Origin of the sequence: Zoogloea dura (assembly GCF_012927165.1) — a bacterium.
GTDB classification, from domain to species: Bacteria; Pseudomonadota; Gammaproteobacteria; order Burkholderiales; family Rhodocyclaceae; genus Zoogloea; species Zoogloea dura.
The window spans coordinates 1-20,576 of sequence record NZ_JABBGA010000038.1 but is presented as its reverse complement, the minus strand read 5'-3'; the positions used below and the strand labels follow the sequence as shown (position 1 = coordinate 20,576).

The 20,576-nt window shown below is 68.2% G+C and carries 18 protein-coding genes and 1 pseudogene; 5 read left to right on the top strand and 14 right to left on the bottom strand.

The annotated features are described in order from the left end of the window. Positions 1–350: 350 nt before the first annotated feature. The gene (locus HHL15_RS24245) at positions 351–1,679 is read left to right on the top strand and encodes an MFS transporter (protein WP_169148383.1); all 1,329 of its coding nucleotides are present in this window, start codon (positions 351–353) and stop codon (positions 1,677–1,679) included. A gap of 6 nt (positions 1,680–1,685) precedes the next feature. Here HHL15_RS24245 and HHL15_RS24240 read toward each other — a convergent pair whose 3' ends face one another. Continuing rightward, positions 1,686–2,624, bottom strand: a complete 939-nt coding sequence (locus HHL15_RS24240) for a LysR family transcriptional regulator (protein WP_169148382.1) — start codon at positions 2,622–2,624, stop codon at positions 1,686–1,688. 143 nt (positions 2,625–2,767) lie between these two features. Here HHL15_RS24240 and HHL15_RS24235 point away from each other — a divergent pair, with 143 nt between their 5' ends. Together HHL15_RS24235 and HHL15_RS24230 are read left to right on the top strand one after the other, a co-directional pair. Beyond that, positions 2,768–3,322, top strand: a complete 555-nt coding sequence (locus tag HHL15_RS24235; protein ID WP_169148381.1) for a flavodoxin family protein — start codon at positions 2,768–2,770, stop codon at positions 3,320–3,322. 68 nt (positions 3,323–3,390) lie between these two features. Next, positions 3,391–4,074, top strand: coding sequence for an alpha/beta hydrolase (locus HHL15_RS24230; protein ID WP_169148380.1), 684 nt, complete (start codon positions 3,391–3,393; stop codon positions 4,072–4,074). 6 nt (positions 4,075–4,080) lie between these two features. Here the strand turns inward: HHL15_RS24230 and HHL15_RS24225 are convergent, their stop codons facing one another. The 8 genes from HHL15_RS24225 to HHL15_RS24190 form a co-directional block, all read right to left on the bottom strand. Then, positions 4,081–5,787 (bottom strand): SulP family inorganic anion transporter, encoded by a 1,707-nt coding sequence (locus HHL15_RS24225; RefSeq protein WP_169148379.1) that lies wholly within the window; start codon positions 5,785–5,787, stop codon positions 4,081–4,083. A 79-nt stretch (positions 5,788–5,866) separates the two neighbouring features. Next, positions 5,867–8,011, bottom strand: coding sequence for a 4Fe-4S binding protein (locus HHL15_RS24220; RefSeq protein WP_169148378.1), 2,145 nt, complete (start codon positions 8,009–8,011; stop codon positions 5,867–5,869). Continuing rightward, complete coding sequence (locus HHL15_RS24215; protein WP_169148377.1) at positions 8,011–8,529, bottom strand: SRPBCC family protein; 519 nt, start codon at positions 8,527–8,529, stop codon at positions 8,011–8,013. Before HHL15_RS24215 ends, HHL15_RS24220 begins: the two co-directional genes overlap by 1 nt. Positions 8,530–8,556: 27 nt before the next feature. Then, positions 8,557–9,201 (bottom strand): response regulator, encoded by a 645-nt coding sequence (locus HHL15_RS24210; protein WP_169148376.1) that lies wholly within the window; start codon positions 9,199–9,201, stop codon positions 8,557–8,559. A 16-nt stretch (positions 9,202–9,217) separates the two neighbouring features. Continuing rightward, positions 9,218–10,705, bottom strand: coding sequence for a sensor histidine kinase (locus tag HHL15_RS24205; RefSeq protein ID WP_169148375.1), 1,488 nt, complete (start codon positions 10,703–10,705; stop codon positions 9,218–9,220). Further along, positions 10,702–11,481: an energy transducer TonB gene (locus tag HHL15_RS24200; protein WP_169148374.1), complete on the bottom strand. Its 780-nt coding sequence runs from the start codon at positions 11,479–11,481 to the stop codon at positions 10,702–10,704. Before HHL15_RS24200 ends, HHL15_RS24205 begins: the two co-directional genes overlap by 4 nt. Then, positions 11,478–12,443 carry a quinoprotein relay system zinc metallohydrolase 1 gene (locus HHL15_RS24195; RefSeq protein ID WP_169148373.1) on the bottom strand — a complete coding sequence of 322 codons (966 nt, stop codon included), beginning with the start codon at positions 12,441–12,443 and terminating at the stop codon, positions 11,478–11,480. Before HHL15_RS24195 ends, HHL15_RS24200 begins: the two co-directional genes overlap by 4 nt. Beyond that, the gene (locus tag HHL15_RS24190; RefSeq protein WP_169148372.1) at positions 12,440–13,219 is read right to left on the bottom strand and encodes a quinoprotein dehydrogenase-associated SoxYZ-like carrier; all 780 of its coding nucleotides are present in this window, start codon (positions 13,217–13,219) and stop codon (positions 12,440–12,442) included. The genes HHL15_RS24195 and HHL15_RS24190 overlap by 4 nt, the downstream gene beginning before the upstream one ends. Positions 13,220–13,732: 513 nt before the next feature. Here HHL15_RS24190 and HHL15_RS24185 point away from each other — a divergent pair. Next, positions 13,733–15,499, top strand: a complete 1,767-nt coding sequence (locus HHL15_RS24185) for a PQQ-dependent methanol/ethanol family dehydrogenase (protein ID WP_408065741.1) — start codon at positions 13,733–13,735, stop codon at positions 15,497–15,499. Between the two features lie 131 nt (positions 15,500–15,630). On the opposite strand, the gene HHL15_RS24180 is transcribed toward HHL15_RS24185, so the two are convergent. Both HHL15_RS24180 and HHL15_RS26950 read right to left on the bottom strand, forming a co-directional pair. Continuing rightward, complete coding sequence (locus HHL15_RS24180) at positions 15,631–15,867, bottom strand: flotillin domain-containing protein (protein ID WP_328825087.1); 237 nt, start codon at positions 15,865–15,867, stop codon at positions 15,631–15,633. Further along, a complete protein-coding gene (locus HHL15_RS26950) occupies positions 15,771–16,265 on the bottom strand; it encodes a hypothetical protein (protein WP_328825089.1) in 495 nt (164 codons plus the stop codon). Before HHL15_RS26950 ends, HHL15_RS24180 begins: the two co-directional genes overlap by 97 nt. 258 nt (positions 16,266–16,523) lie before the next feature. Here HHL15_RS26950 and HHL15_RS24175 point away from each other — a divergent pair, with 258 nt between their 5' ends. After that, positions 16,524–18,563, top strand: a complete 2,040-nt coding sequence (locus HHL15_RS24175) for an EAL domain-containing protein (protein WP_169148369.1) — start codon at positions 16,524–16,526, stop codon at positions 18,561–18,563. A gap of 9 nt (positions 18,564–18,572) precedes the next feature. Here HHL15_RS24175 and HHL15_RS24170 read toward each other — a convergent pair whose 3' ends face one another. From HHL15_RS24170 to HHL15_RS24160, 3 genes and pseudogenes are all read right to left on the bottom strand, one after another. Beyond that, positions 18,573–19,163, bottom strand: coding sequence for a TetR/AcrR family transcriptional regulator (locus HHL15_RS24170; RefSeq protein WP_169148368.1), 591 nt, complete (start codon positions 19,161–19,163; stop codon positions 18,573–18,575). A gap of 32 nt (positions 19,164–19,195) precedes the next feature. Further along, positions 19,196–20,224 (bottom strand): 4-hydroxy-2-oxovalerate aldolase, encoded by a 1,029-nt coding sequence (dmpG, locus tag HHL15_RS24165; protein ID WP_169148367.1) that lies wholly within the window; start codon positions 20,222–20,224, stop codon positions 19,196–19,198. 10 nt (positions 20,225–20,234) lie between these two features. After that, positions 20,235–20,576 (bottom strand): annotated as a pseudogene (locus tag HHL15_RS24160) (acetaldehyde dehydrogenase (acetylating)); the annotation flags it as partial.

Sequence of the window (20,576 nt, the reverse complement as noted above, 5' to 3'; positions counted from 1 at the left end):
TCCCGGGGGCTGGGGCGCTACCGATACCCAGCCCAAAGGGGGGAAAAAATGGGGGGCGCGCCCGCGCTACCCCTGCTCACATAAGAATAATGAGGAGACGATCATGACCCCGACCGACAGCCGCGTTTCCGTCATCTCCGCAGACCTGGCAGCGCAGCCCTAGCGCCTGCCGCTCCGCGGCGCGTCCCTGACTTCCCGATCTCCGTTGCCGGCCCACTGCCGGCCGCGCGGGGCCTGACGCGCTCCTCAGCTCCAAGTTTGCTGGCATTCCGCGCCCGCCCCGGGCCCGGAAGGGAGGGGTGCGCCCTTCGCCGCCAGCCCCACAGACGACTGGTTTGCAGGAGAGTCCCATGCGACAGCTCAACGTGCATCAAATCGCCGACGAGGCGAAGTTCAACCGTTTCCATGGCCTGATCCTGGCCTGGTGCGCACTCATCATCATCTTCGACGGCTACGACCTGGCGGTGGCGGGCATCGCGATGCCGGCCATCATGAAGGACATGGGGGTCAATCCCACCCAGGCCGGCTTCATGGCCAGCTCGGCGCTGTTCGGCATGATGTTCGGTGCCATCTTCCTGGGCACCCTGTCGGACCGCATCGGCCGCCGCCGGGTGATCGCCCTGTGCATCCTGCTGTTCAGCGTGTTCACGGCGGCCGCCGGCCTGACCAATGATCCGGTGGTGTTCAGCGCGCTGCGTTTCCTGGCGGGGCTGGGCATCGGCGGGGTGATGCCGAACGTGGTGGCCGAGATGACCGAATACGCGCCGCGCCGCATCCGCGCCACGCTGGTGACGCTGATGTTCAGCGGCTATTCGGTGGGCGGCATCGTGGCGGCCCTGTTGGGCAAGGCGATGATGGTCAGCTACGGCTGGCAGTCGGTGTTCTACGCCGCCCTGGCGCCGGTGCTGCTGATCCCCTTCATCCTGCGCAGCCTGCCCGAGTCCATGCCCTTCCTGCTGCGGGTGGGGCGCCTCGACGAGTTGCGGGCCATCGTGGCGCGGCTGGAGCCTGGTTATCGTCCGTCTGCCGCAGACAGCTTCGTGCTGCCGGCCGAAGACCGCTCGGACAAGGCGCCGGTCCATCATTTGTTCTCGGAAGGCCGCGGCTTCAGCACCGTGATGCTGTGGGTGGCCTTCTTCATGTGTCTGTTCATGGTGTATGCCCTGAGCACCTGGCTCACCAAGCTGATGGCCAGCGCCGGCTACAGCCTGGGCTCGGCGCTCAACTTCGTGCTGGTGCTCAATTTCGGGGCGATGGTGGGCGCGGTGGGCGGCGGCTGGCTGGCCGACCGCTTCCGGATCAAACATGTGCTGGTGGGCATGTATCTGCTCGCCGCGGTGTCGATCAGCCTGCTCGGGCAGCCCATGCCGACCGGCCTGCTGTTTGTGGTGGTGGGTCTGGCCGGGGCCAGCACCATCGGCACCCAGATCGTCACCAACGCTTTAACCGGCCAGTTCTATCCCATGGCCATCCGCAGCACGGGCCTCGGCTGGGCGCTGGGCATAGGGCGCAGCGGCGCCATCATCGCGCCCATCCTCATCGGTACGCTGGTGGGTATCTCGCTGCCGCTCGAGATGAACTTCATCGCCATCGCCATTCCGGCTGTTTTTGCGGCGGTCGCGATCGCGCTGGTTGATGTCAGGCTGTCGGCGGCACGGCCGGTGACGGCGGTGGGTTGAAGTGCCTCAGGCCGGCCGGTCCACCAGCGCCTTGCGGGTGACCGGATCGGCCAGGCGGGCCAGCCACCAGGCCATGGCCTTGCCTTGCGGGGTGGCGGATTTGCGCCAGGCATAGCTCACGTTGAAGATCCGCTCCTGGCGGACGACCGGCGGCGTGACCAGGTGGCCGCTGTCGATGTAGGGGCGGGCCAGGCGTTCCGGCAGGAAGCCGACGCCGATGCCGCGCAGCTGGGCTTCCAGCTTGTCGCGCAGCTTGGGCACGGTGAAGACGTCCTGGCCGGCCAGCAGGCCGATGGTGAGGCCGCTGCCGCGCTGGGTGGAGTCGGCCACGGCCACCGCGCGGTGGCGGGCGATGGTGTCGTCGTCGAGGGGGGCGGTGGCGTGGGCCAGGGGGTGCTGCGGAGCCACCGCGAAGATGAAGCGCTGGCTGCCGAGGGGCAGGGATTCGAGGCCTGCGGCGATCACCGATTCGGCCACCACGCCGAGGGCGAGGTCGGCCTGCCCCGAGCTCAGGGCTTCCAGGGTGCCGGACAGCACTTCGTCGCGCAGGCGCAGGCGGGTGGGGGGCGCCTGGGCCAGGAAGGCCTCGCACAGCTCGAAGAGGGTCTGACGGTTGATCATGCCATCCACGGCCAGGGTGAAGCTGGGCTCCCAGCCGGTGGCGACCCGCTTGACCCGGTTGGCGACGGCGTCCAGCTCGGCCAGCAGACGCCGGCCTTCCCTCAGCAATTCGCGTCCTGCCTCGGTGGGCCTGGCCTGGCGTGAGCTGCGGTCGAACAGCAGCACATCCAGGCTGTCTTCGATCTGCCGGACGCGGTAGGTGAGGGCGCTGGGCACCATCCCCATGCTGCGCGCCGCAGCGGCGAAGCTGCCGCATTCGACGATGCACTGGAGCATGGCCAGGGCTTCGGGGGTGAGGACGTCACGCGGCTGGGGTGGAGACATGCGCTGCTTTTGATTCGAAGAATTTGAATGATGCCATCAAACACCCTGGATCTTGCGCCCTGCGCCTGCCCCTAAAGTGTTCTCCAGTTCCCGGCGGATGTTTCCGCCGCGGCCATTCAGACTTTATGGATCAGGAGAACAGCATGAGCAAGATCGCAGTCGTCTTCCATTCCGGCTACGGCCACACCCTCCGCCTTGCCCAGTCGGTTGCCGCAGGGGCCGACGCCCGCCTGGTGGCCATCGACGCCGACGGCAACCTGCCGGACGGCGGCTGGGACATCCTCGACGAGGCGGACGCCATCATCTTCGGCAGCCCGACCTACATGGGCACGGTGAGCTGGCAGTTCAAGAAGTTTGCCGACGCCAGCAGCAAGGCGTGGTTCTCCCAGGCCTGGAAGGACAAGGTGTTTGCCGGCTTCACCAACAGCGCCACCATGAACGGCGACAAGCTGTCCACCCTGCACTACCTGTTCACCCTGGCCATGCAGCACAGCGGCATCTGGGTGGGCACCGGCCTGATGCCTTCCAACAGCAAGGCGGCGCAGCGCAATGACGTGAACTACGTGGGCTCCTTCAGCGGCGCCATGGCCCAGAGCCCGTCGGATGCCAGCCCCGACGAGATGCCCGCCGGCGACCTGGAAACCGCCCGCCTGTTCGGCAAGCGTGTGGCCGAGGTGACGGCCAGGTTCAAGGGCTGAGCTGCATCCCCGGGCAGGGTTTGTCGTATTCTGCCTGCCCGGTCTCCATCCGATCTTCAAGGAACACCATGAATGTCCTGCCCCAGCTGCCACCCCTTGTCGAAGACCTGAGCCTGGCCTATCGCCTGCGCCCTGCCAGCGGCGAGCCCGCCGGCCTGGTGCTGCTGCTGCACGGTGTGGGCAGCAACGAGGCCTCGCTGGCGGGGCTGGCGGCCTTGCTGCCCGCCTCGTTGAGCGTGGCGCTGGTGCGCTCGCCGATTCCGATGGGGCCGGCGTCCTTCAGCGCCTTCGCGGTCAATTTCACTGCCAGCGGCCCGGTGATCGATGCCGACGCGGCGGAGGCCAGCCGGGTCCGCCTGCTGGCCTTCATTGAGGAACTGCAGGTGCGTACCGGGATTGAGGCCGGGAAGACCGTGGTGGCCGGCTTCAGCCAGGGCGGGATCATGTCGGCCGGCGCGGCGCTGACCCGGCCGCAGGCCGTACGCGGCTTTGCCATCCTGTCGGGCCGCATCCTGCCGGAGATCACCCCCGCGCTGGCGTCGCCCGAGGCACTGGCGCAGCTGGATGCACTGATCGTGCATGGCAGCTTCGACGATCGCCTGCCGGTGAGCTGGGCCGATCGCAGCCATGCCTGGCTGAAGGAGCTGGGGGTGCGCTTCGAGGACCGCCGCTACCCGGCCGGCCATGAGGTCACGCCGCAGATCGCCCGGGATTTCGTGGAGTGGACCACGGGCCTGCTGATATCCACCTGACGCGGATCACTGGCGTCGTCCGCCGCGCCGTCCTCCGCTGCGGGCCTTGCGGCGCCGTTCCGGCTTGAGGGGCGGCTTGCCCGCCATCGCCTGGGCCGCATCGTCCACGCTCCAGAAGACCTCCGTGATGCCGTCCGGGCCGGTGACCAGGCCGGCACGGGACAGCGTGTCGCGCACCTTGTCCTTCACCCGGGCCAGGGCGAGGCGCACACCAGCCCGGCGCAATCGCGCGGCAAACTCCGCCAGCGCCTCGGTGGCCGTCACGTCCAGGTCGTCGCAGACCTCCAGGTTGATCAGCACGGTGTGCGGGCGTGTCCGGGCGGTCCACCCGTCCAGCAACTGGAAGACCTGTTCCGCGTTGGCGAAGAACAGGGGCTCTTCGGTGCGTACGATCAGCACATGGGGCAGGCGGATCGCCTCGGGATGGCGGTTGCTGTCCTGGTAGTCACGGGTCCCGGGCAATTGCCCCAGTTCCACCACGATGGGCTGGGCGAAGCGGCGGATGGCCAGCAGCAGCGAGGTGCCGACGGCCAGCAGCATGCCGAACAGCACGCCGAACAGCAGCACGCCGGCCGCCGCCATGAAGGCCAGCCAGGCATCGCCACCCAGCCGCAGCCCATCCACCATCGTGCGTGGCCACAGGTTGTGGGAGAGGATGCCGATCACCACGGCGGCCAGCACCGGCAGCGGCAGCAGGGCGAGGGCATCCCGCGCCAGCCACAGCAGCAGGGCCAGGAACAGCGCCGACGCAATGCCGGACACCTTGCTCATGCCGCCCGCCGCATAGTTGGCCGCGGCGGCCGAGAACCCCGCGCCCACCGGCAGCCCCTGCAGGAGGCTGCTCGTCAGATTGGCCATGCCGAAAGCCAGCATCTCCCGGTTGGCGTCCAGCCGGTCACCCACCGGCAGGGCCAGCGAGCGCATGGCGCCCCAGGACTCGGCGAAGACGATCAGCAGCAGGGCCGGGGCGATCTCCGCGGCACGCAGCCATTGATCGATGCTGATGGCCGGGAAGGTGGGCACCAGGGCATGCAGTTCGATGGCCCCCACCTGCGCCACACCGAGGGCCGGCAGATTGCTGGCGGAGGCCAGGATCATGCCCATCGCGAGGACGATCAGCGACTGGGGAATGAACAGGTAATGGCGCAGGCCATGGTGCAGCCCCAGCCACAGCACCAGGGCGGCGCCTCCCAGGCCCAGGCTGGGCCCGTGAAAGCGCGGCAGCGCGCCGACCAGTCCGGCCAGCACCTGCAGGGCCGTATTGCCCTCGACCTGCACACCGGCCAGCTGCGGCACCTGCCGAAGAATGATGGTGACCGCCAGCCCCCAGGCAAATCCCCGCAGCACCGGCCGCGAAATGAAGCTGCCGAGAAAGCCTCCGCCCAGCAGGCCGGCCAGCAGGAACAGGGCGCCGGTGAGAAAGACCAGGGCGAAACCCATGGATGGGCCGCCGATGCCCATCGCGGAAGCGAAGATGGCCGCCGCAGAAGAGGTGGGGGCGACGATGGCGAAGCGGCTCGAACCGACCAGCGGATACACCGCCAGGCCGACCAGGGCCGCCAGCAGGGCATGTACCGGCGGCACCCCGGCGATGGCGGCATAGGCCACCGCCTCCGGCAGCAGGATGCCGGCGACGCTCAGCCCGGCGAAGATATCGCTCCACAGGCTGGGGCGGGTGCGGGGATTGGCGGTATCGAGAGGGTAAGACTGCATGGGCGGATGCTGTCGCGGGAGGGCTGCGGCCTGGGTTGCCACTGCTCCCGATTATGCGCCCGGGCACGGGGCTGCAGTATTACCGGTCGTGCGCCGGGCCGGAGGTGGTGCCCGCCTGGCCTTTCAGCTCCCGCTTGCGCATCAGCATGATCGGGGCGCAGCGCTTGTCGTCATGGTAGATGCCCACGCAATCCAGGCACTGGAAGCAGCGGTCGTAGCGGATCGCGCCGCTCTTCTCGATGGCGTCATAGGTGCAGCGGTGGCGGCAGGTCTGGCAGGGCTGGCCGCATTCCTTGCGGCGCGGCAGCCAGTCGAGGACGCGCAGCTTGCCGCCCAGCACCATGGCCGCACCCAGGGGGCACAGGTAGCGGCAGAAGAACTTGTAATACAGCCCGCCCAGGATCAGCAGCCCCACCGCGTAGGCGACGAAGGGCGCGCTGCGGTCGAAGCCGACGGTGATGGCGGTCTTGAAGGGCTCGATTTCCACGCCCTTCTCGGCCCAGCCCGGGGCCACCGCGGCGAGGGCGACGAGGGCCGCCAGGATCACGAAACGCCCCCGGTCGAGCAGGTCGCCCAGCCGGGCCGGGAACTTGAGTTCGGGTACGCGCAGGGCACGGGCGAGCAGCGCGGTGAACTCCTGCAGCGCTCCGAAGGGGCACAGCCAGCCGCAGAAGGTGCCGCGCCCCCACAGCACGAAGCTGAGCAGGGTGAAGCCGATGAGGAGCAGGCTCACCGGGTCGTACAGGAAGCTCTTCAGCCCGGCTCCGGCAGCCAGGGACTTGACCGCCCCGGTGATCTGCACGATGGACAGCTGGCCCTGGGCATGCCAGCCCAGGTAGGCCAGGGTGAAGGCCAGGAAGCCGAGGCGGAACAGCTTGAGGCGGCCGGCGGACACCGACATCCAGCGCGGCCGTGCCAGCACCAGGCTGAGCAGGAGCAGGGCCACGGTGATGATGGCCAGTTCGGTGGCCCGGTCCTGCCAGGCCAGCAGCCAGTCGGGCAGCGGGGCGGCCGGGCGGTGGAAGAGGGCCTCCGGGGCCTGGTAGTCGAGGTGCGCGCTGCGCTGGGTGAGCACCGGCAGCATCGACCCCTTGGCGCGGGTGAAGCTCAGCTCGAAGCGCAGCGGGCTGGCCGGATCAACCCCGGACATGGGCGGCACGCGCAGCACCAGGGCCGCATTGAGGGGCGGCGCGCCGTCCGGTGGGAGGGGCGACAGGTCCAGGTCGCGCAGCTCGACCGGCGCGCCACCCTGGCTGAAGGCCAGGCGGGCCGGCACCGTGCCCCGGGTGAAGCCGTCGTCGATGAAGGCGTCGCGGCCGGCCGAGGCCACCCACCAGGCGTGCTGCCCGGGCTCCAGGCGGCGCATCAGGTCGGCGTGGCCGGCGTCGCCGAGGATGGCCCGGCCGATGGTGGGGGCGTTGAGGTAGGCCACGTAGAGGTCGATGCAGGTGTCGTCGGGGCGGGCCAGGGCCTCGGCATCCACCCCGGCGCCTTCGCTGCCGGCGAAGCGTTTCTCCAGCTCGCCGTTGCTGAGGTGCAGGCGCCCGATGGCGCCGGAGGCCAGCAGTTCAGCGAAGCTGCGTTTTTCGAAGACGTCGCTGCGGACCTCGGCCAGTGGTCCCTTATCGGCCGGGGCGGCAAAGCCGAGGCGGGCGCGGGCGACGGCCAGCGCCGAGCTGAGGACGGTCTGGTTGACGATGCGCACCGAGGCGGTGGCCTTGCTGACCCCGTCCAGTACCACCCGGTTGCCGCCGGCGCCGCTGCGGGTGTTGCCGTACAGGCTGGAGACGGTGATCTCCTGCTTGAGACTCTTGTTGGCGTACTGGGCCAGGAAGTCCCGCAGGGGGCCTTCGCCGAGGCCAGAGAGGAAGACCGGTTCGTGCTGGCGGATCAGCGCCACGTCCATGAAGTTGCCCTTGCGGTCGATGCTGACCAGCAGGTTCATGGGGGTGCCCTCGAAGCCCGGAATCGGGGCGAGGTCGATGGATTCGAAGGCGTAGGCGACGGGCCCGGCTTCGGGCTCGAGCTCGCTGGTAATGGGCCAGGCAGGGATGTCGCTCAGCTTGTCGCCCACATGCAGGGGCGGCTGGAAGCGACGGGCCAGATCGGCCTTGTCCAGGTCGCCGGCACCGGCCGGCAGAGCCAGGGCGGCCAGCAGCAGGGCGGCACCCGCGGCGATGCAGCGGCAGAAGCTGCGTGCGGCGGCCACGGGTGCGCGGGGCATTACTGGGCTTCGAGCTGCTTCTTGAGGGCGTCGAGGCCGCTGGTGTAGATGCCGGTGATGGCCTTGGTGGCAGCGGCGTCATCGGCGCCTTCCGCGGCGATCTCGTCCTTGCGGCGGAAGGTGGACGACCACTCCACGCGGCTGCCCCCCTTGGCGGCCTTGACCGCCAGGGTGGACACGTAATTGCTCACCGGCAGCGGCGACTCGATGATGCGGTACTTGAGGCTGCGGGCGCTGTCCTGGTGGGCCAGCAGCTCTTCCACGAGCTTGGCGCCGTCCTTGACGGTCACGGTGCGGATGGCGCCCTTCTTGTTGTTGCCGCCCTTGTCGAGGGCGGTGCTGGCGACGGCCGGATGCCAGCCCAGGTTGTCGAAGTTGCGGACGGCTTCCCACACCTTGGCGGGCGGGGCCGAGATGTCGATGTGTTCGGTGACCTTGAGTTCGGGACGGGCGGCCAGGGCGGGCGTGGCGACGGCCAGGGCGAGGCTGGCGAAAAGCAGGGCGGACTTGGGATTCAAGAGTGTCTCCAGTGGGGTGGGGCAGGATCAGACTTCGACGAGGCCTGAGCGTACGGCGGCCATGGCCAGTTCGGCCATGTTCTGGACGCCCAGTTTTTGCTTGATGTGGTACAGGTGGGTGCCCACCGTGTTGGGGCTGAGATGGAAGCTGGCCGCCACTTCGGCCACCGAGCGGCCCTGGGCGAGCTGCAGGAAGACGTTGAATTCCTTGTCGGTGAGGGCCTCGGCGGGATGTTCGGGGCGGTCTGCGCGCTTCAGTGCGGCGGCAATCTCCGGATCCACGTAGCGCTGTCCGGCGGCCACCGCCTGCACGGCGCGCAGCAGTTCGTCCGGCGGGCTGCGCTTGCACAGGTAGCCGGCGGCACCGGCCTTGAGGGCCCGCTCGGCGGTGATGGCATCGGCGTGGGCGGAGGCGATCAGCACCTTCTGGCCGGGCTTGCGGGCGAGGATCCGCTCCAGCGCGGCCAGGCCGCCGCAGCCGGGCATCGAGAGGTCCATCACCAGGATGTCCGGGTCCAGCGTCTGCATCAGCTGCTGGGCGGCCTCGCCGCTGTCGGCCTCGGCCAGGATGCGGGCGCCCGCGCCTTCCAGCAGCAGGCGGAAGCCCATGCGCACGATGGCGTGGTCGTCGGCGAGAACCAGGGTGGTCGGGGCGGCGTTGCTCGGGTTCATGGTGTCTCCGGGCCGTTCAGGAAAGGGCGGGGCAGGGGCTGGCCGTGGCGGCTTCGGCGAGGGATGTTGCGGCTGCTGCGGAGCGGCCCTCGGGCGTGATCGGGAGGCGGGCGCGGACACGTGTGCCGCCGCCCGGCGGACTGCTGATCTCCAGGCTGCCCGACAGGGCATTGACCCGTTCGCGCATGCCGGCCAGACCGAAGCCGGCCTGGCCGGGGGCGGGCAGGATGCCGCGGCCGTTGTCGGCCACCTCGATGGTGAGCAGGGCGCCTTCCCGCAACAGGCGGATGCGGACCCGGTCGGCGAGGGCATGGCGGACGATGTTGGTGCACGATTCCTGCACGATGCGCAGGGCCGCCAGGGTGAGGTCGTCGGCCAGCGGCTGGGGGCCGGCGAAGAGTTCGCTGTGCAGCGCGATGTCCGGGTGGCGCTGGCTCCAGGTGGCCAGGTAGCTGCGCACGGCGTCGTCGAGGGTCTGGTCGGGGGTGTTGCGCGGCGGGCGCAGGCGGGTCAGCAGGGCCCGCACGTCGTCCTGCATTCGAGAGGCCACATCGCGGATGACCTCTGCACTGTGGCGGATCTGGGGGGCATCCCCGCTGCGCTGGACGATGGCGCCGGCCAGGGCGGCGACCGCGGTGATGCTCTGGCCGAGTTCGTCGTGGAGTTCCCGCGAGATGGCGATGCGGTCGGCCTCCAGGCGTTCGGTGATGGCTTGGGCAACGGCCTGCTCGTGGTTGAGGCGCACGTTGTCGGCCACCGCGGCGTCGAGCTTGCCGGCCATGCCGTTGAAGGCGGCTGCCAGGTAGGCCAGTTCGGCGGGGCCGTCGGTGGGCAGGCGGGTCTCGAAGTTGCCGCTGCCGGCCCGGTCGAGGGCGGCCATGACCTGGCCGAGGGGCTTGAGGGCGCGGTCGATGGCGAACCAGCAGCCGGCGAACAGGCCGAGCAGGGCAAGCAGGGCGCGACTGGCCGCGGCGCTGAGGTCGTCCCACAGGTCGAGCACCGAGCGCGACGGATCGGGCTGCAGGCTGAGGCTCAGGCTGCTGGCCTTGAGCGTGAGGGTGGGCAGGCCCGGCTCGAACCAGCGGGCGAACCACTCCGGCGCGTCACGGCCGATCTTGTAGGCCGACGGGGGCGAGCGGTACAGCAGCTGGCCGTTGGCGCCGCGTGCCTCGAGCTGATGGGCGCGGATCCGTCCGACGGCGTTCAGGTGGGCCAGCAGGCGGTCTTCGCTCCAGGCCGGGTCGCCGGCGGCGGTGCCCTGGGCAGAGACCATCAACCACTGGGCGGCGACCCGGTGGGCGGCGGTGACCTCTTCGCCGATGGCGGTGCGCGCGTCGTGCAGCCACATGAGGGTGCCGGCCATCACCAGGGCGGCGGCCAGGGTGGTCAGGACCAGGCTGACCCGCAGGCGCAGGGACAGGCTGCGCCGGACGGCAGGTGCCGGAGCCGGTTCGGAAGGTGTCACGGCGGCGGCCTCGTCGAAGGTACAGGTTTCGCTGTTCATGTCGGCTTCTCCAGCTTGAAGAGGACCGGAACGATGATCTGCAGCTCCTTGTTCTGCAGCGCTTCCGGCGGGCGGGGCAGGGGGCCTGAACTGGCGACGAGCTGGATGGCGTTCTGGTCGAGCACCTCGAAGCCGCTGGAGCGGACGATCTGGGTGGCAACGATGTTGCCCCTGCGGGCGATGGTGACGCGCACCTGCACCTCGCCTTCCCAGCCCCGCAGGGCGGCCAGGCGCGGGTATTGCTGCTGGCGGGCGAAGAGGCTGGAGAGGCTGCGGCCGTAGCGTTCGAGCAGGGCCGGGTCGGGTGTTTCGTCGAGGGCGGGATGGACGGCCAGGGCAACCACAGGGGCCGCTTCGGCGACCGGGGCAGGGCGGGCAGGCGCGCTTGCGGAAACGACGGGGGCGGGTGCCACCGGCGCACTGGCGGCCTGCTCCGGCGCCGGCGGCTCGCTGCGGGCCAGGGCGGGCGCGGAGCGCTCGGTGCTGACCGGCCGGGTCATGACCGCCGGGCGCTGGGGAAGGGGCTTGCTGACAGGCTCGGCGACGCGCGCCGGCGGTGTTTCGACCGGCAGCTGACGGGCCGCGGGCACGGGCGCCGGCTCCGGCAGGGCACTGCGCAGGACCACGTTGAGCGGCAGCGGCGGGGCGTCCTGCTGCAGGGCGGGGACGCCGAAGCGGGCGACCAGGGCCAGCCCGTGCAGCGCGATCGAGGCCGTTACGGCCAGGCGCAGCGGGCGGGGAACCGACCAGTCGGGAAGAATCGATAGGCTGCTCATGGACGACCCGCCTCCTTGCTCAGGGCGCGCTGTTCGTAGGCCGGATAAAGCTGGCCCACGGACCGCCGGTACTCCGCTTCGACCACCGCCAGACGGCGGAATTCGGCGGGTAGGGTGATGGCCATCACTTCGGTCATGTCGAAACCTTCATCGGCGGCCCGGCGCAGGGTCTGGTCCAGCCAGCTCAGCCAGGCGCGGGTCTGGCGGATCGGGCCTGCATCGCCGGCGACCGGCCCGTGGCCCGGCACCAGGGTGCGGAAGCCGGTCTTCTCCAATTGGTCCAGGGCCGCCTGCCAGCGCGGCAGGCGGGCGTGGGGCGTGGTGGGGGCCCGGTCATTGAAGACCAGGTCGCCCGCAAACAGCACGCCGGTGCTGCGGTCGAGAATGACCAGGTCGGCGTCGGTGTGGCCGTCCAGGGCGATCAGCTCCAGCCGGTGGCCGCCGATCTCAAGGGGACCGGCAGAAATGGCGCGGGCCGGGGTGACGGGGTCGGTGCCGGCCATCCAGTCGCCGGCGAGGCGGTACATGTTCTCGTTGAGGCTGCCGCCTTCGTCGTGGATGCCGCTGATGGTGGCCGGCAGGGCGGCCAGGGTGTCGGCGGGAAAGGCCTGGTTGCCCAGGAAGTGGTCCGGATGGTGGTGGGTGTTGAGGACCAGCTTCACCGGCTGGTCGGTGATCCGCGCGATGCTGCGCTTGAGCTGCTCGCCATACAGCCGCGAGGGGCCGCTGTCGATGACCACCACCCCGTCGCGGGTGACGATGAAGGCGGTGTTCACGATGTTGCCGCCGTTGCTGAAGCTGAAATCTTCACTGCGCCCGACGAGGACCCAGGTGTCCTCGGCGATCTTGACCGGCGACAGGCCGTAGTCCCGGTCGGCCGCCGACAGCAGCAGGGTCCAGCCCAAGGTGAAGGCGGCGATCAGGCAGCGGGTGGCCAGGGTGGCGATGGGCAGACGCTTCATTTTTCGATCGCTGCGGAAATGGCGTTGCCGTTGTTGTCCCGGCCGCTCACCCGGTAAGCGGTGGCGCTGCGGCCGGCAGGGATGTCCACGGTGAACACGGGATTCTCGGCGATCGGCTCGAAGCCTTCGATGCGCATCAGGGGCCGCCCGGTATTGTCGGCGAGCAGCAGGTCCTGCAGGAAGAAGGCCGGAATGCCCGCCGCCAGGCCGGTGTCGATGGGGTGGATGATGCGCAGGCGGATCCGCTCGCCGCCTTCCTTGCGCTCCCACACCCGGCTGCTCACCTCGCCGAGGCGCTTCTGCCATTCAGGCGAGCCGCTGCCGGTGGAGGGCAGGGTGCAGCCGCCGCCGGCGGTATTCACCCAGGCGCCGCCCACGTGCCAGCTGCCATCGGCGGTGCGCGCCGCGGCGCGCACCGGGGTGGATTGCTGCAGCTTGATGCGGAAGCCGAGGCCCGGGTGGGCGCCGGCCGGCTCGAAGCGGACGATCCTGACGATGGGGTTGAAGTCGGCGAAGACCAGGACTTCCTGCACATCCCCGAGGGCGCCGGCATCCACGCTGACCGGCACGTTCATGGCGTTCTCGGCGGTCAGGGGGGCGGTCACGCGGACCCGCTCGTCGAACACGACGCGGGCGCCGGCCGGGAACATTTCCTTGCGCATGTCGGCCCAGCGCGGTGAGTCGAGGGGGTCGGTGCGGCGTTCGGCGGGCGCGGCGGCCTGACCGAGACTGCAGGCACAGGCCAGCAGCACCGCAGCGATGGCGGCAATCTTCATTCTGTCTCCTGGTGGCAATCTGCCGGTGGCGATCGCTCTATGGGTGAGCAGCAGGGCTGCAAGACCTGTGCCATGGCCTCCAGAGGCTGGAGCAGCCCCCGTCAGACCCCCCTCCGGGCCGGAACGCCTTGCCTGGCAGGCCTTTTGGCGGATGCCGCGGGGGGCTTTTCATGTTGCACTGCGACAGTTGTACCGGGTGTGCCCGGGCATGTGTCGCTTCGGGTTGCTCCAGGCTGGAGCAGTTGATGAGGAATGAAGCAGCGGCCGGCCCGAAGTGTGCAGCAGTGCTGGATTTTTCCCGCTTGTTCAGCTTTCCTACCAGTGCCAACTTCCCGTTTTCTATCGGGAAATTTTCCCGCTCCGGTTTTTTCGGGGAGATGGAGCCGCGCAGTGGCACAGCTCTTGCGCTGAGAGCCTTGCTGCACGCTTCGGCTGGGCCGGGAGGTGGCCGTCCCGAAGCGTGCATCAGCACCTTCTCAAAGGAGACATTCAATGATCCAAAGGAGCAAAACAATGAAAAAGCCGTTTGCGATGACTCTGATCGCAGCCGCCCTGATGGTTGCGGGTTCGGTGCACGCCAAGGAAGTCACCGACGCAGACATCGCCAATGATGCCAAGACTGCCGGCGACGTCGTTCACTTCGGCCTGGGTCAGCAAGGTCAGCGCTTCAGCCCGCTGGACAAGATCAACACCAAGACCGTCAAGAACCTGGTGCCGGTGTGGTCCTTCTCCTTCGGCGGCGAAAAGCAGCGCGGCCAGGAATCCCAGCCCCTGATCCACGACGGCAAGATGTTCGTGACCGCTTCCTACAGCCGCATCTTTGCCCTCGACGCCAAGACCGGCAAGAAGCTGTGGAAGTACGAGCACCGCCTGCCGGAAGGCATCATGCCCTGCTGTGACGTGATCAACCGCGGCGCAGCCCTGTATGGCGACCTGGTCATCTTCGCGACCCTCGACGCCCAGCTCGTGGCCCTCAACAAGGACACCGGCAAGGTCGTCTGGAAGGACAAGATCGACGACTACGCAGCCGGCTACTCCGCTTCTGCCGCTCCGCTGATCGTCAAGGGCCTGGTCATCACCGGCGTGTCCGGTGGCGAGTTCGGCGTGCAGGGCCGGATGGAAGCCCGCGATGCCAAGACCGGCAAGATGGTGTGGATGCGTCCGACCGTCGAAGGCCACATGGGTTACAAGTGGGTGAATGGCGAGAAGGTCGAAAACGGCATCTCCGGCACCCTCAACGCCACCTGGACCGGCGACCTGTGGAAGACCGGCGGCGCGGCCACCTGGAACGGCGCCACCTACGATCCGGACACCAACCTGATCTTCGCCGGCACCGGCAACCCGGCTCCGTGGAACAGCCACCTGCGCCCCGGCGACAACCTGTTCTCCTCCGCCACCGTGGCCATCGACCCGGATTCCGGCAAGATCGTCTGGCACTACCAGACCACCCCGCACGACGGCTGGGACTTCGACGGTGTGAACGAATTCGTCTCCTTTGACTACAAGGACCCGAAGACCGGCAAGGTCATCAAGGCCGGTGGCAAGGCTGACCGCAACGGCTTCTTCTTCGTGCTCGACCGTACCAACGGCAAGCCGCTGAACATCTTCCCCTTCGTCAAGGACATCACCTGGGCCAAGGGCTTCGACATGGCCACCGGCCGCCCGATCTACGTGGACGAGAACCGTCCGGGCGACCCGACCGCCGGCGCCGATGGCAAGAAGGGCAAGACCGTTCTGGCCGCGCCGTCCTTCCTCGGTGGCAAGAACCAGCAGCAGATCGCCTACAACCCGAAGACCGGCCTCTTCTACGTGCCGGCCAACGAGTGGGCGATGGACATCTGGAACGAGCCGGTCTCCTACAAGCGTGGCGCGGCCTACCTGGGCGCGGGCTTCACCATCAAGGCCCTGCACGACGACTACATCGGCGCCCTGCGCGCCGTGGATCCCACCACCGGCAAGATCGTGTGGGAAAACAAGAACTTCGCTCCCCTGTGGGGCGGTGTCCTGACCACCGCCGGCAACCTGACCTTCTACGGTACCCCGGAAGGCCTGCTGAAGGCCCTGGATGCCAAGACCGGCAAGGAAGTCTGGTCCTTCCAGACCGGCTCCGGCGTGGTCGCTCCCCCGGTGACGTGGGAAGAAGGCGGCGAGCAGTACGTGGCCGTGGTGTCCGGTTGGGGCGGTGCGGTTCCCCTGTGGGGCGGCGATGTGGCCCGTCGCGTGAACTTCCTGGAGCAGGGCGGTTCCGTGTGGGTGTTCAAGCTGCACAAGGGTAGCTGATCGCCCGGATGCCCGGCTCCGGCCGGGCATTGCAGCCGGAGCAGGACGCTCCGGACTGCCGGCAAGGCTCAAAGCCCCCGCGTGTCGGGGGCTTTGGCTTTCAGGGCTTCAGCATGTCGGGCCTGGCCTGCTCAGCCCTCCGTTGCCGGCTGGCCGAGCATTCCGCCCAGCGCCTGGCCGATGCCCGTGATGCCCTCGTTGGAGAGCCCGGCGTCCTTCATGACCGCATCCACGATGGGCCTGGCCAGTTGATACGGCAGGGCCGAGTTCATCACTTGTTCCGGAAACCTTGCCCCGTTTGGGCCTGCGGCAGCGGCTGATCCATTTCCCGGCGCCGATGCGCCCGGCACGCCGCTGACCTGGAATATACGGATGGCGTCGATCTTCGCCATCGGCCGCACGGCCTGCTCGAGGATTTGAGGGGGATGTCGGTTGCCAGCTCAATGGTGCTGGCCACGTGGCGCCGCACGAGCGCGTCTTCGAGTTTCGCTACCTGGTTCGTGTCATTCGGAGCATGGCTGACGATCAGGGCCAGGGCCGCCGTCGTCTGGTCCAGGATCGCTCCAAGCACCTCCGAGTGCCCCCCCTGGTCTGCCATGACCACCAGGGACTCCCGCAACTGGCCGGTGGGATCACGCGCCCAGGCGTGGGCCGCCGCGTAGTTGAAGGCGCCATCGTGCTGTCGCTTGATATTTTCCGTCAGCCTATCCAGCCTTCGCGCACGGGGCAGTGAATTAACGCAAACGAGTGGCGTGCGGACATCCATCTCAGGGAAGACCTGCCGATCTTTGTGGAAGCGAGGATTTCTGTTTTGAACGCAGGTTTGCCTATCCCCAAAATGGGTAGAATCCGGGTCTTGATTGATCTTTCATGGGCGCTTGGCAAGCGCCCATGATTCCCTCAACGTACGCGCATGGCCTGAACGACCGAAGCCTTTCCTTTGCCTGAGTACATCCAGTATTGCCTTGGACAAGGAGGGGAGCCGTGGGCCGGCAGGCGTGAAGGCCCTTCACTCCGACCGTCAATGAAGCCTTACTTCGAGTTATTCCTCGCCGCGGGTCAGACCACGGCAGCCCGCTCCGTCCGCGACGGCATGCTGTGGCTGCTGCCTTATCTGATGCTCTGGACCGCTGTCCTGATCGTTGATGAATCCCTGCGCCGCCTGGCGCCGGACGGGGCCGCGGTGCGGCTGTCCGGAGCGATCGCCATTGCGCTGCGGGATCTGCTGCCCCTGGCGATCTGGGGCTCGATCGGGGCTGTCCGGGCGATCCAGTGGCATCTGCCCCGCGCCGCCGTGGCCTTCACCTGCGTGGGCTACGGGCTGCTTGTGCAGCACCTGCTGGCCTGGCACGGAGAATGGACGCGCCAGTTCCAGATCGTGTTTTCCGTGCTGGGGCCGGTGCTGCTGGTGCCGGTGATCGGCCGGCTGCAGCAGGTCCGCTGGACCCATTTGTCCTTCCAGGCCACCCAGGCGGGCGAGAACGTGAGCGAGGTGCTCAACCTGGTCATTCCGACCCTGCTCGCGGCCATCGTGCTGGTGGTGGGCATGGAGGGCATCGGGCGGGGCCTGGAGGTCCTGCCTGCCCTGGTCGGCGGGCTGGCTTGGGTGGAGGACATGCCCCCGCTGGTGATCGGGGCCCTCTACTGCGTGCTCAACACCGCCTTGTGGGGCGTCGGGGTGCATGGTTACTACGCGCTGCTTCCCCTGCTCGAGGTGCTGCCCGTGGCGCCGTCGGCGGCCGATCCGGTCACGCGCAGCCTGTTGGGTGCCTTCGTCTTCCTGGGGGGCAGCGGAGCGACCGCATCGCTGATAGGTGCCTTGTTGCTGGCGAGCCGCAGCCGCAAGAACCGGATGATCGCCGCTGCGAGCATCCTGCCGGCGCTGTTCAACATCAACGAACTGCTGCTGTTCGGACTGCCCCTCATCCTGAACGTCCGCTTGTTCCCTCCCTTGCTGCTGGTCCCCCTCGCCAATCTGCTGGTGGCCTATGGCACGGTACGCCTGGGCTGGGTGCCGCCAGTCAGCGTGGACCTGCCGTTCAATACCCCGATCGGCATCAATGCCTTCCTCGGCAGCGAAGGCAGCTATGCCGCGGTGCTGCTGCAGCTCTGCAATCTTGCGCTGGGGGTGGCGATCTACGCGCCCTTCGTGATGGCCTGGGAGCGCAAGGAATACGGCGGCGAGGCCCCGCCCCTGAGATCCCTCGATACCCGCTTCAGCCGCCGCGAAGAGGAGGCGGGCTTCCTGCTGGACGATCCGGTGGGCGTGTCGCAGCGCAAGTGGCTCGAGAAGCGGACGCTCGACGCCCGCCTGATGAAGTATGCCGACCTGGAGTTCATGCTCTACTACCAGCCCAAGGTGGATCCCCTGAGCCGTCGGGTGACGGGCGGCGAGGCCTTGCTGCGCCTGGTGGATGGGGCCGGCAACATCCAGCTGCCCGGCGACTTCCTGAACGACCTGGACAAGGCCGGATTGAGCCGGGAGGTGGATGAGTGGGTCATGCAGGCGGCCGTTGAACAGCTTTCGGACTGGCTCGAGGCGGGGGTGGAGCTTCCCTGCGTGGCCGTCAATATCGGGGTGGCAAGCCTCATGGACCGGGCCGCGGTGTTGCGCCTGGCCGAGCTGGCCGGGCAGCATCCGGGGCGGCTTGTAGTGGAGATCACCGAGCATGCGCTGGTGGCTGACGAGGCCCGGGCGCAATGGGCCATTGGCAGGCTGCGGGAGGCCGGACTGAAGATCCATATCGACGACTTCGGCACGGGCTACTCCTCCCTCAGCTACCTCCATCGCTTCGAGGTGGATGGCATCAAGATCGATCGCAGCTTCACCTTGTCCCTCCATTCCCAGCGGGGCAGGGATGTCTTCTCGGCCATGTGCCGGCTGGCCGATCAGCTCGAGCTCGCCCTGGTGGTGGAGGGGCTGGAAGAGCACTGGCAACTCCAGCACCTGCCCGTGCAATCCGACCTCACGGTGCAGGGCTGGTATTACTCCAAGGCCCTCCCGCCGGCCGCCTTCCTTGACTATGCGGCCGGGCCGGCGAAGGTCGCGGCGAATGCGGTGTGAGCGGGTGGCTCAGTGCGGCAGGGCAAGCCCTTCCCGCAGCGCCTGCAGCCAGCAGGCAATGCTCCCGATCTCCCGGGCGCTTATTGAAGGGTCTTCAAGGGACCGGGCCACGATGGCGGCGCCCTGTATCCGGACAATCAGGTGCGTCGCCAGCGTGATCGCCTGCTCCGGATGGCCCAGTGCACTGAATTGGCTGGCCAGCCAGTCCCGATAGAGCAAGAACTCCTCGCGGGCACGTTGCAGGGCAGGGCTCTTCATCCTTGCGAGCTCCGAGCACAGGGTGCCGATACTGCAGGCGTATTGCGGGACCTCACCGTCATCGTCCAGGTGTGACCGCACGAAGCTCAAGATCAGCTCCGTTGGGGAGGTGGCGCTGGCCTCCAGCCTGTTCAGCAGCGCGACGGACTGGGCAAGCCGCCTGTCGATCACCGCGATCAGGAGTTCGCTTTTTGTCTTGAAGTAATAGAAGAAATTCCCTTTCTTGAGATTGCCTGTGCTGGCGATGTCAGATAGGGAAGTGCCCCCGAAACCCTGCGCGTAGAACAGGCGGTGGGCGGTCTCCACGATCTCGTCCCGGGTTCTCCGGCCGTGATTCATCATTGCCCTCCATGCCTGATGGACTGAAGGCCGGGCTACAGCAGGCCCCGCGCCCGTGCCATGGTGATGGCCGTATCCTCGATCATGTCCTCCTGCCCACCCACCATGCCGCGGCGCCCGAGTTCGACCAGGATGTCGCGGGCCGGGATGCCGTACTTCACCGAGGCGCGCTTGGCAAAGAGCAGGAAGGAGCCATACACGCCTGCATAGCCCAGGGTCAGCGCATCCCGATCGATGCGGATCGGGAAGTCCATGATCGGGATCACCAGGTCTTCGGCCACGTCGGTGATCTTCGCCACATCCACCCCGGTCTCGATGCCCATCAGGCTGCACACGGCGATCAGCACCTCCATCGGGGTGTTGCCGGCCCCGGCGCCGAGGCCGGCGGCGGCCGCGTCGATGCGCGTGGCGCCCACTTCGATGGCGGCGATGCTGTTGGCCACGCCCATGGCCAGGTTGTGGTGGCCGTGGAAGCCCAGTTCGGTCTCCGGCTTCAGCGCCTCGCGCACCGCGCTCAGGCGCGCCTTCACGCCGTCGGGCAGCAGGTGGCCGGCCGAGTCGGTGACGTAGATGCAGTTGGCGCCGTAGCTTTCCATCAGCTTGGCCTGGGTGACCAGCCCTTCAGGGCTGTTCATGTGGCTCATCATCAGGAAGCCGACGGTGTCCATGTCGAGCTTCCTGGCCAGGGTGATGTGCTGTTCGGACACATCGGCCTCGGTACAGTGGGTGGCCACGCGGATGGTGTTGACCCCCAGGTCCTTGGCCATGCGCAGGTGATCGACAGTGCCGATGCCCGGCAGCAGCAGGGCCGAGACCTTGGCCTGTTTCATCAGCGGGATGACGGTGGACAGGTATTCCTCGTCGGTGTGGGCCGGGAAGCCGTAGTTCACCGAGCTGCCGCCCAGGCCGTCGCCGTGGGTGACCTCGATCAGCGGCACGCCGGCGGCATCCAGGCCGGTGGCGATGCTCTTCATCTGTTCGAGGGACATCAGGTGACGCTTGGGGTGCATGCCGTCACGCAGGGTCATGTCATGAACGCGAATCTTCGTGCCTTTGAGTTCCATGGTGCCCTCCTTAGGCAACGACGGGTTCGAGCTTGAGATCACCGGCCAGGATGGCCTCGGCGAACATTTCGGCGGTGCGGGCGGCGGCGGCGGTCATGATGTCCAGGTTGCCGGCGTACTTGGGCAGGTAGTCGCCCAGGCCTTCGACTTCCAGGAAGACCGACACGCGGTTGCCGTCGAACACCGGGCCGTTCACCAGGCGGTAGCCGGGCACGTATTTCTGCACTTCTTTGATCATGGCGTGGATGGAGGCGGTGATCGCATCGCGCTGCGGTTCGCCCTCGACCAGGCAGTGCACCGTGTCGCGCATGATCAGCGGGGGTTCGGCCGGGTTGATGATGATGATGGCCTT

What these genes read in the sequence shown, in the direction of transcription:
- HHL15_RS24245 (WP_169148383.1), top strand. Translation starts at nt 351, where the DNA reads ATGCGACAGCTCAACGTGCATCAAATCGCCGACGAGGCGAAGTTCAAC.
- HHL15_RS24240 (WP_169148382.1), bottom strand. Translation starts at nt 2,624, where the DNA reads ATGTCTCCACCCCAGCCGCGTGACGTCCTCACCCCCGAAGCCCTGGCC.
- HHL15_RS24235 (WP_169148381.1), top strand. Translation starts at nt 2,768, where the DNA reads ATGAGCAAGATCGCAGTCGTCTTCCATTCCGGCTACGGCCACACCCTC.
- HHL15_RS24230 (WP_169148380.1), top strand. Translation starts at nt 3,391, where the DNA reads ATGAATGTCCTGCCCCAGCTGCCACCCCTTGTCGAAGACCTGAGCCTG.
- HHL15_RS24225 (WP_169148379.1), bottom strand. Translation starts at nt 5,787, where the DNA reads ATGCAGTCTTACCCTCTCGATACCGCCAATCCCCGCACCCGCCCCAGC.
- HHL15_RS24220 (WP_169148378.1), bottom strand. Translation starts at nt 8,011, where the DNA reads ATGCCCCGCGCACCCGTGGCCGCCGCACGCAGCTTCTGCCGCTGCATC.
- HHL15_RS24210 (WP_169148376.1), bottom strand. Translation starts at nt 9,201, where the DNA reads ATGAACCCGAGCAACGCCGCCCCGACCACCCTGGTTCTCGCCGACGAC.
- HHL15_RS24205 (WP_169148375.1), bottom strand. Translation starts at nt 10,705, where the DNA reads ATGAACAGCGAAACCTGTACCTTCGACGAGGCCGCCGCCGTGACACCT.
- HHL15_RS24200 (WP_169148374.1), bottom strand. Translation starts at nt 11,481, where the DNA reads ATGAGCAGCCTATCGATTCTTCCCGACTGGTCGGTTCCCCGCCCGCTG.
- HHL15_RS24195 (WP_169148373.1), bottom strand. Translation starts at nt 12,443, where the DNA reads ATGAAGCGTCTGCCCATCGCCACCCTGGCCACCCGCTGCCTGATCGCC.
- HHL15_RS24190 (WP_169148372.1), bottom strand. Translation starts at nt 13,219, where the DNA reads ATGAAGATTGCCGCCATCGCTGCGGTGCTGCTGGCCTGTGCCTGCAGT.
- HHL15_RS24185 (WP_408065741.1), top strand. Translation starts at nt 13,733, where the DNA reads ATGAAAAAGCCGTTTGCGATGACTCTGATCGCAGCCGCCCTGATGGTT.
- HHL15_RS26950 (WP_328825089.1), bottom strand. Translation starts at nt 16,265, where the DNA reads ATGGATGTCCGCACGCCACTCGTTTGCGTTAATTCACTGCCCCGTGCG.
- HHL15_RS24175 (WP_169148369.1), top strand. Translation starts at nt 16,524, where the DNA reads ATGAAGCCTTACTTCGAGTTATTCCTCGCCGCGGGTCAGACCACGGCA.
- HHL15_RS24170 (WP_169148368.1), bottom strand. Translation starts at nt 19,163, where the DNA reads ATGATGAATCACGGCCGGAGAACCCGGGACGAGATCGTGGAGACCGCC.
- dmpG (WP_169148367.1), bottom strand. Translation starts at nt 20,224, where the DNA reads ATGGAACTCAAAGGCACGAAGATTCGCGTTCATGACATGACCCTGCGT.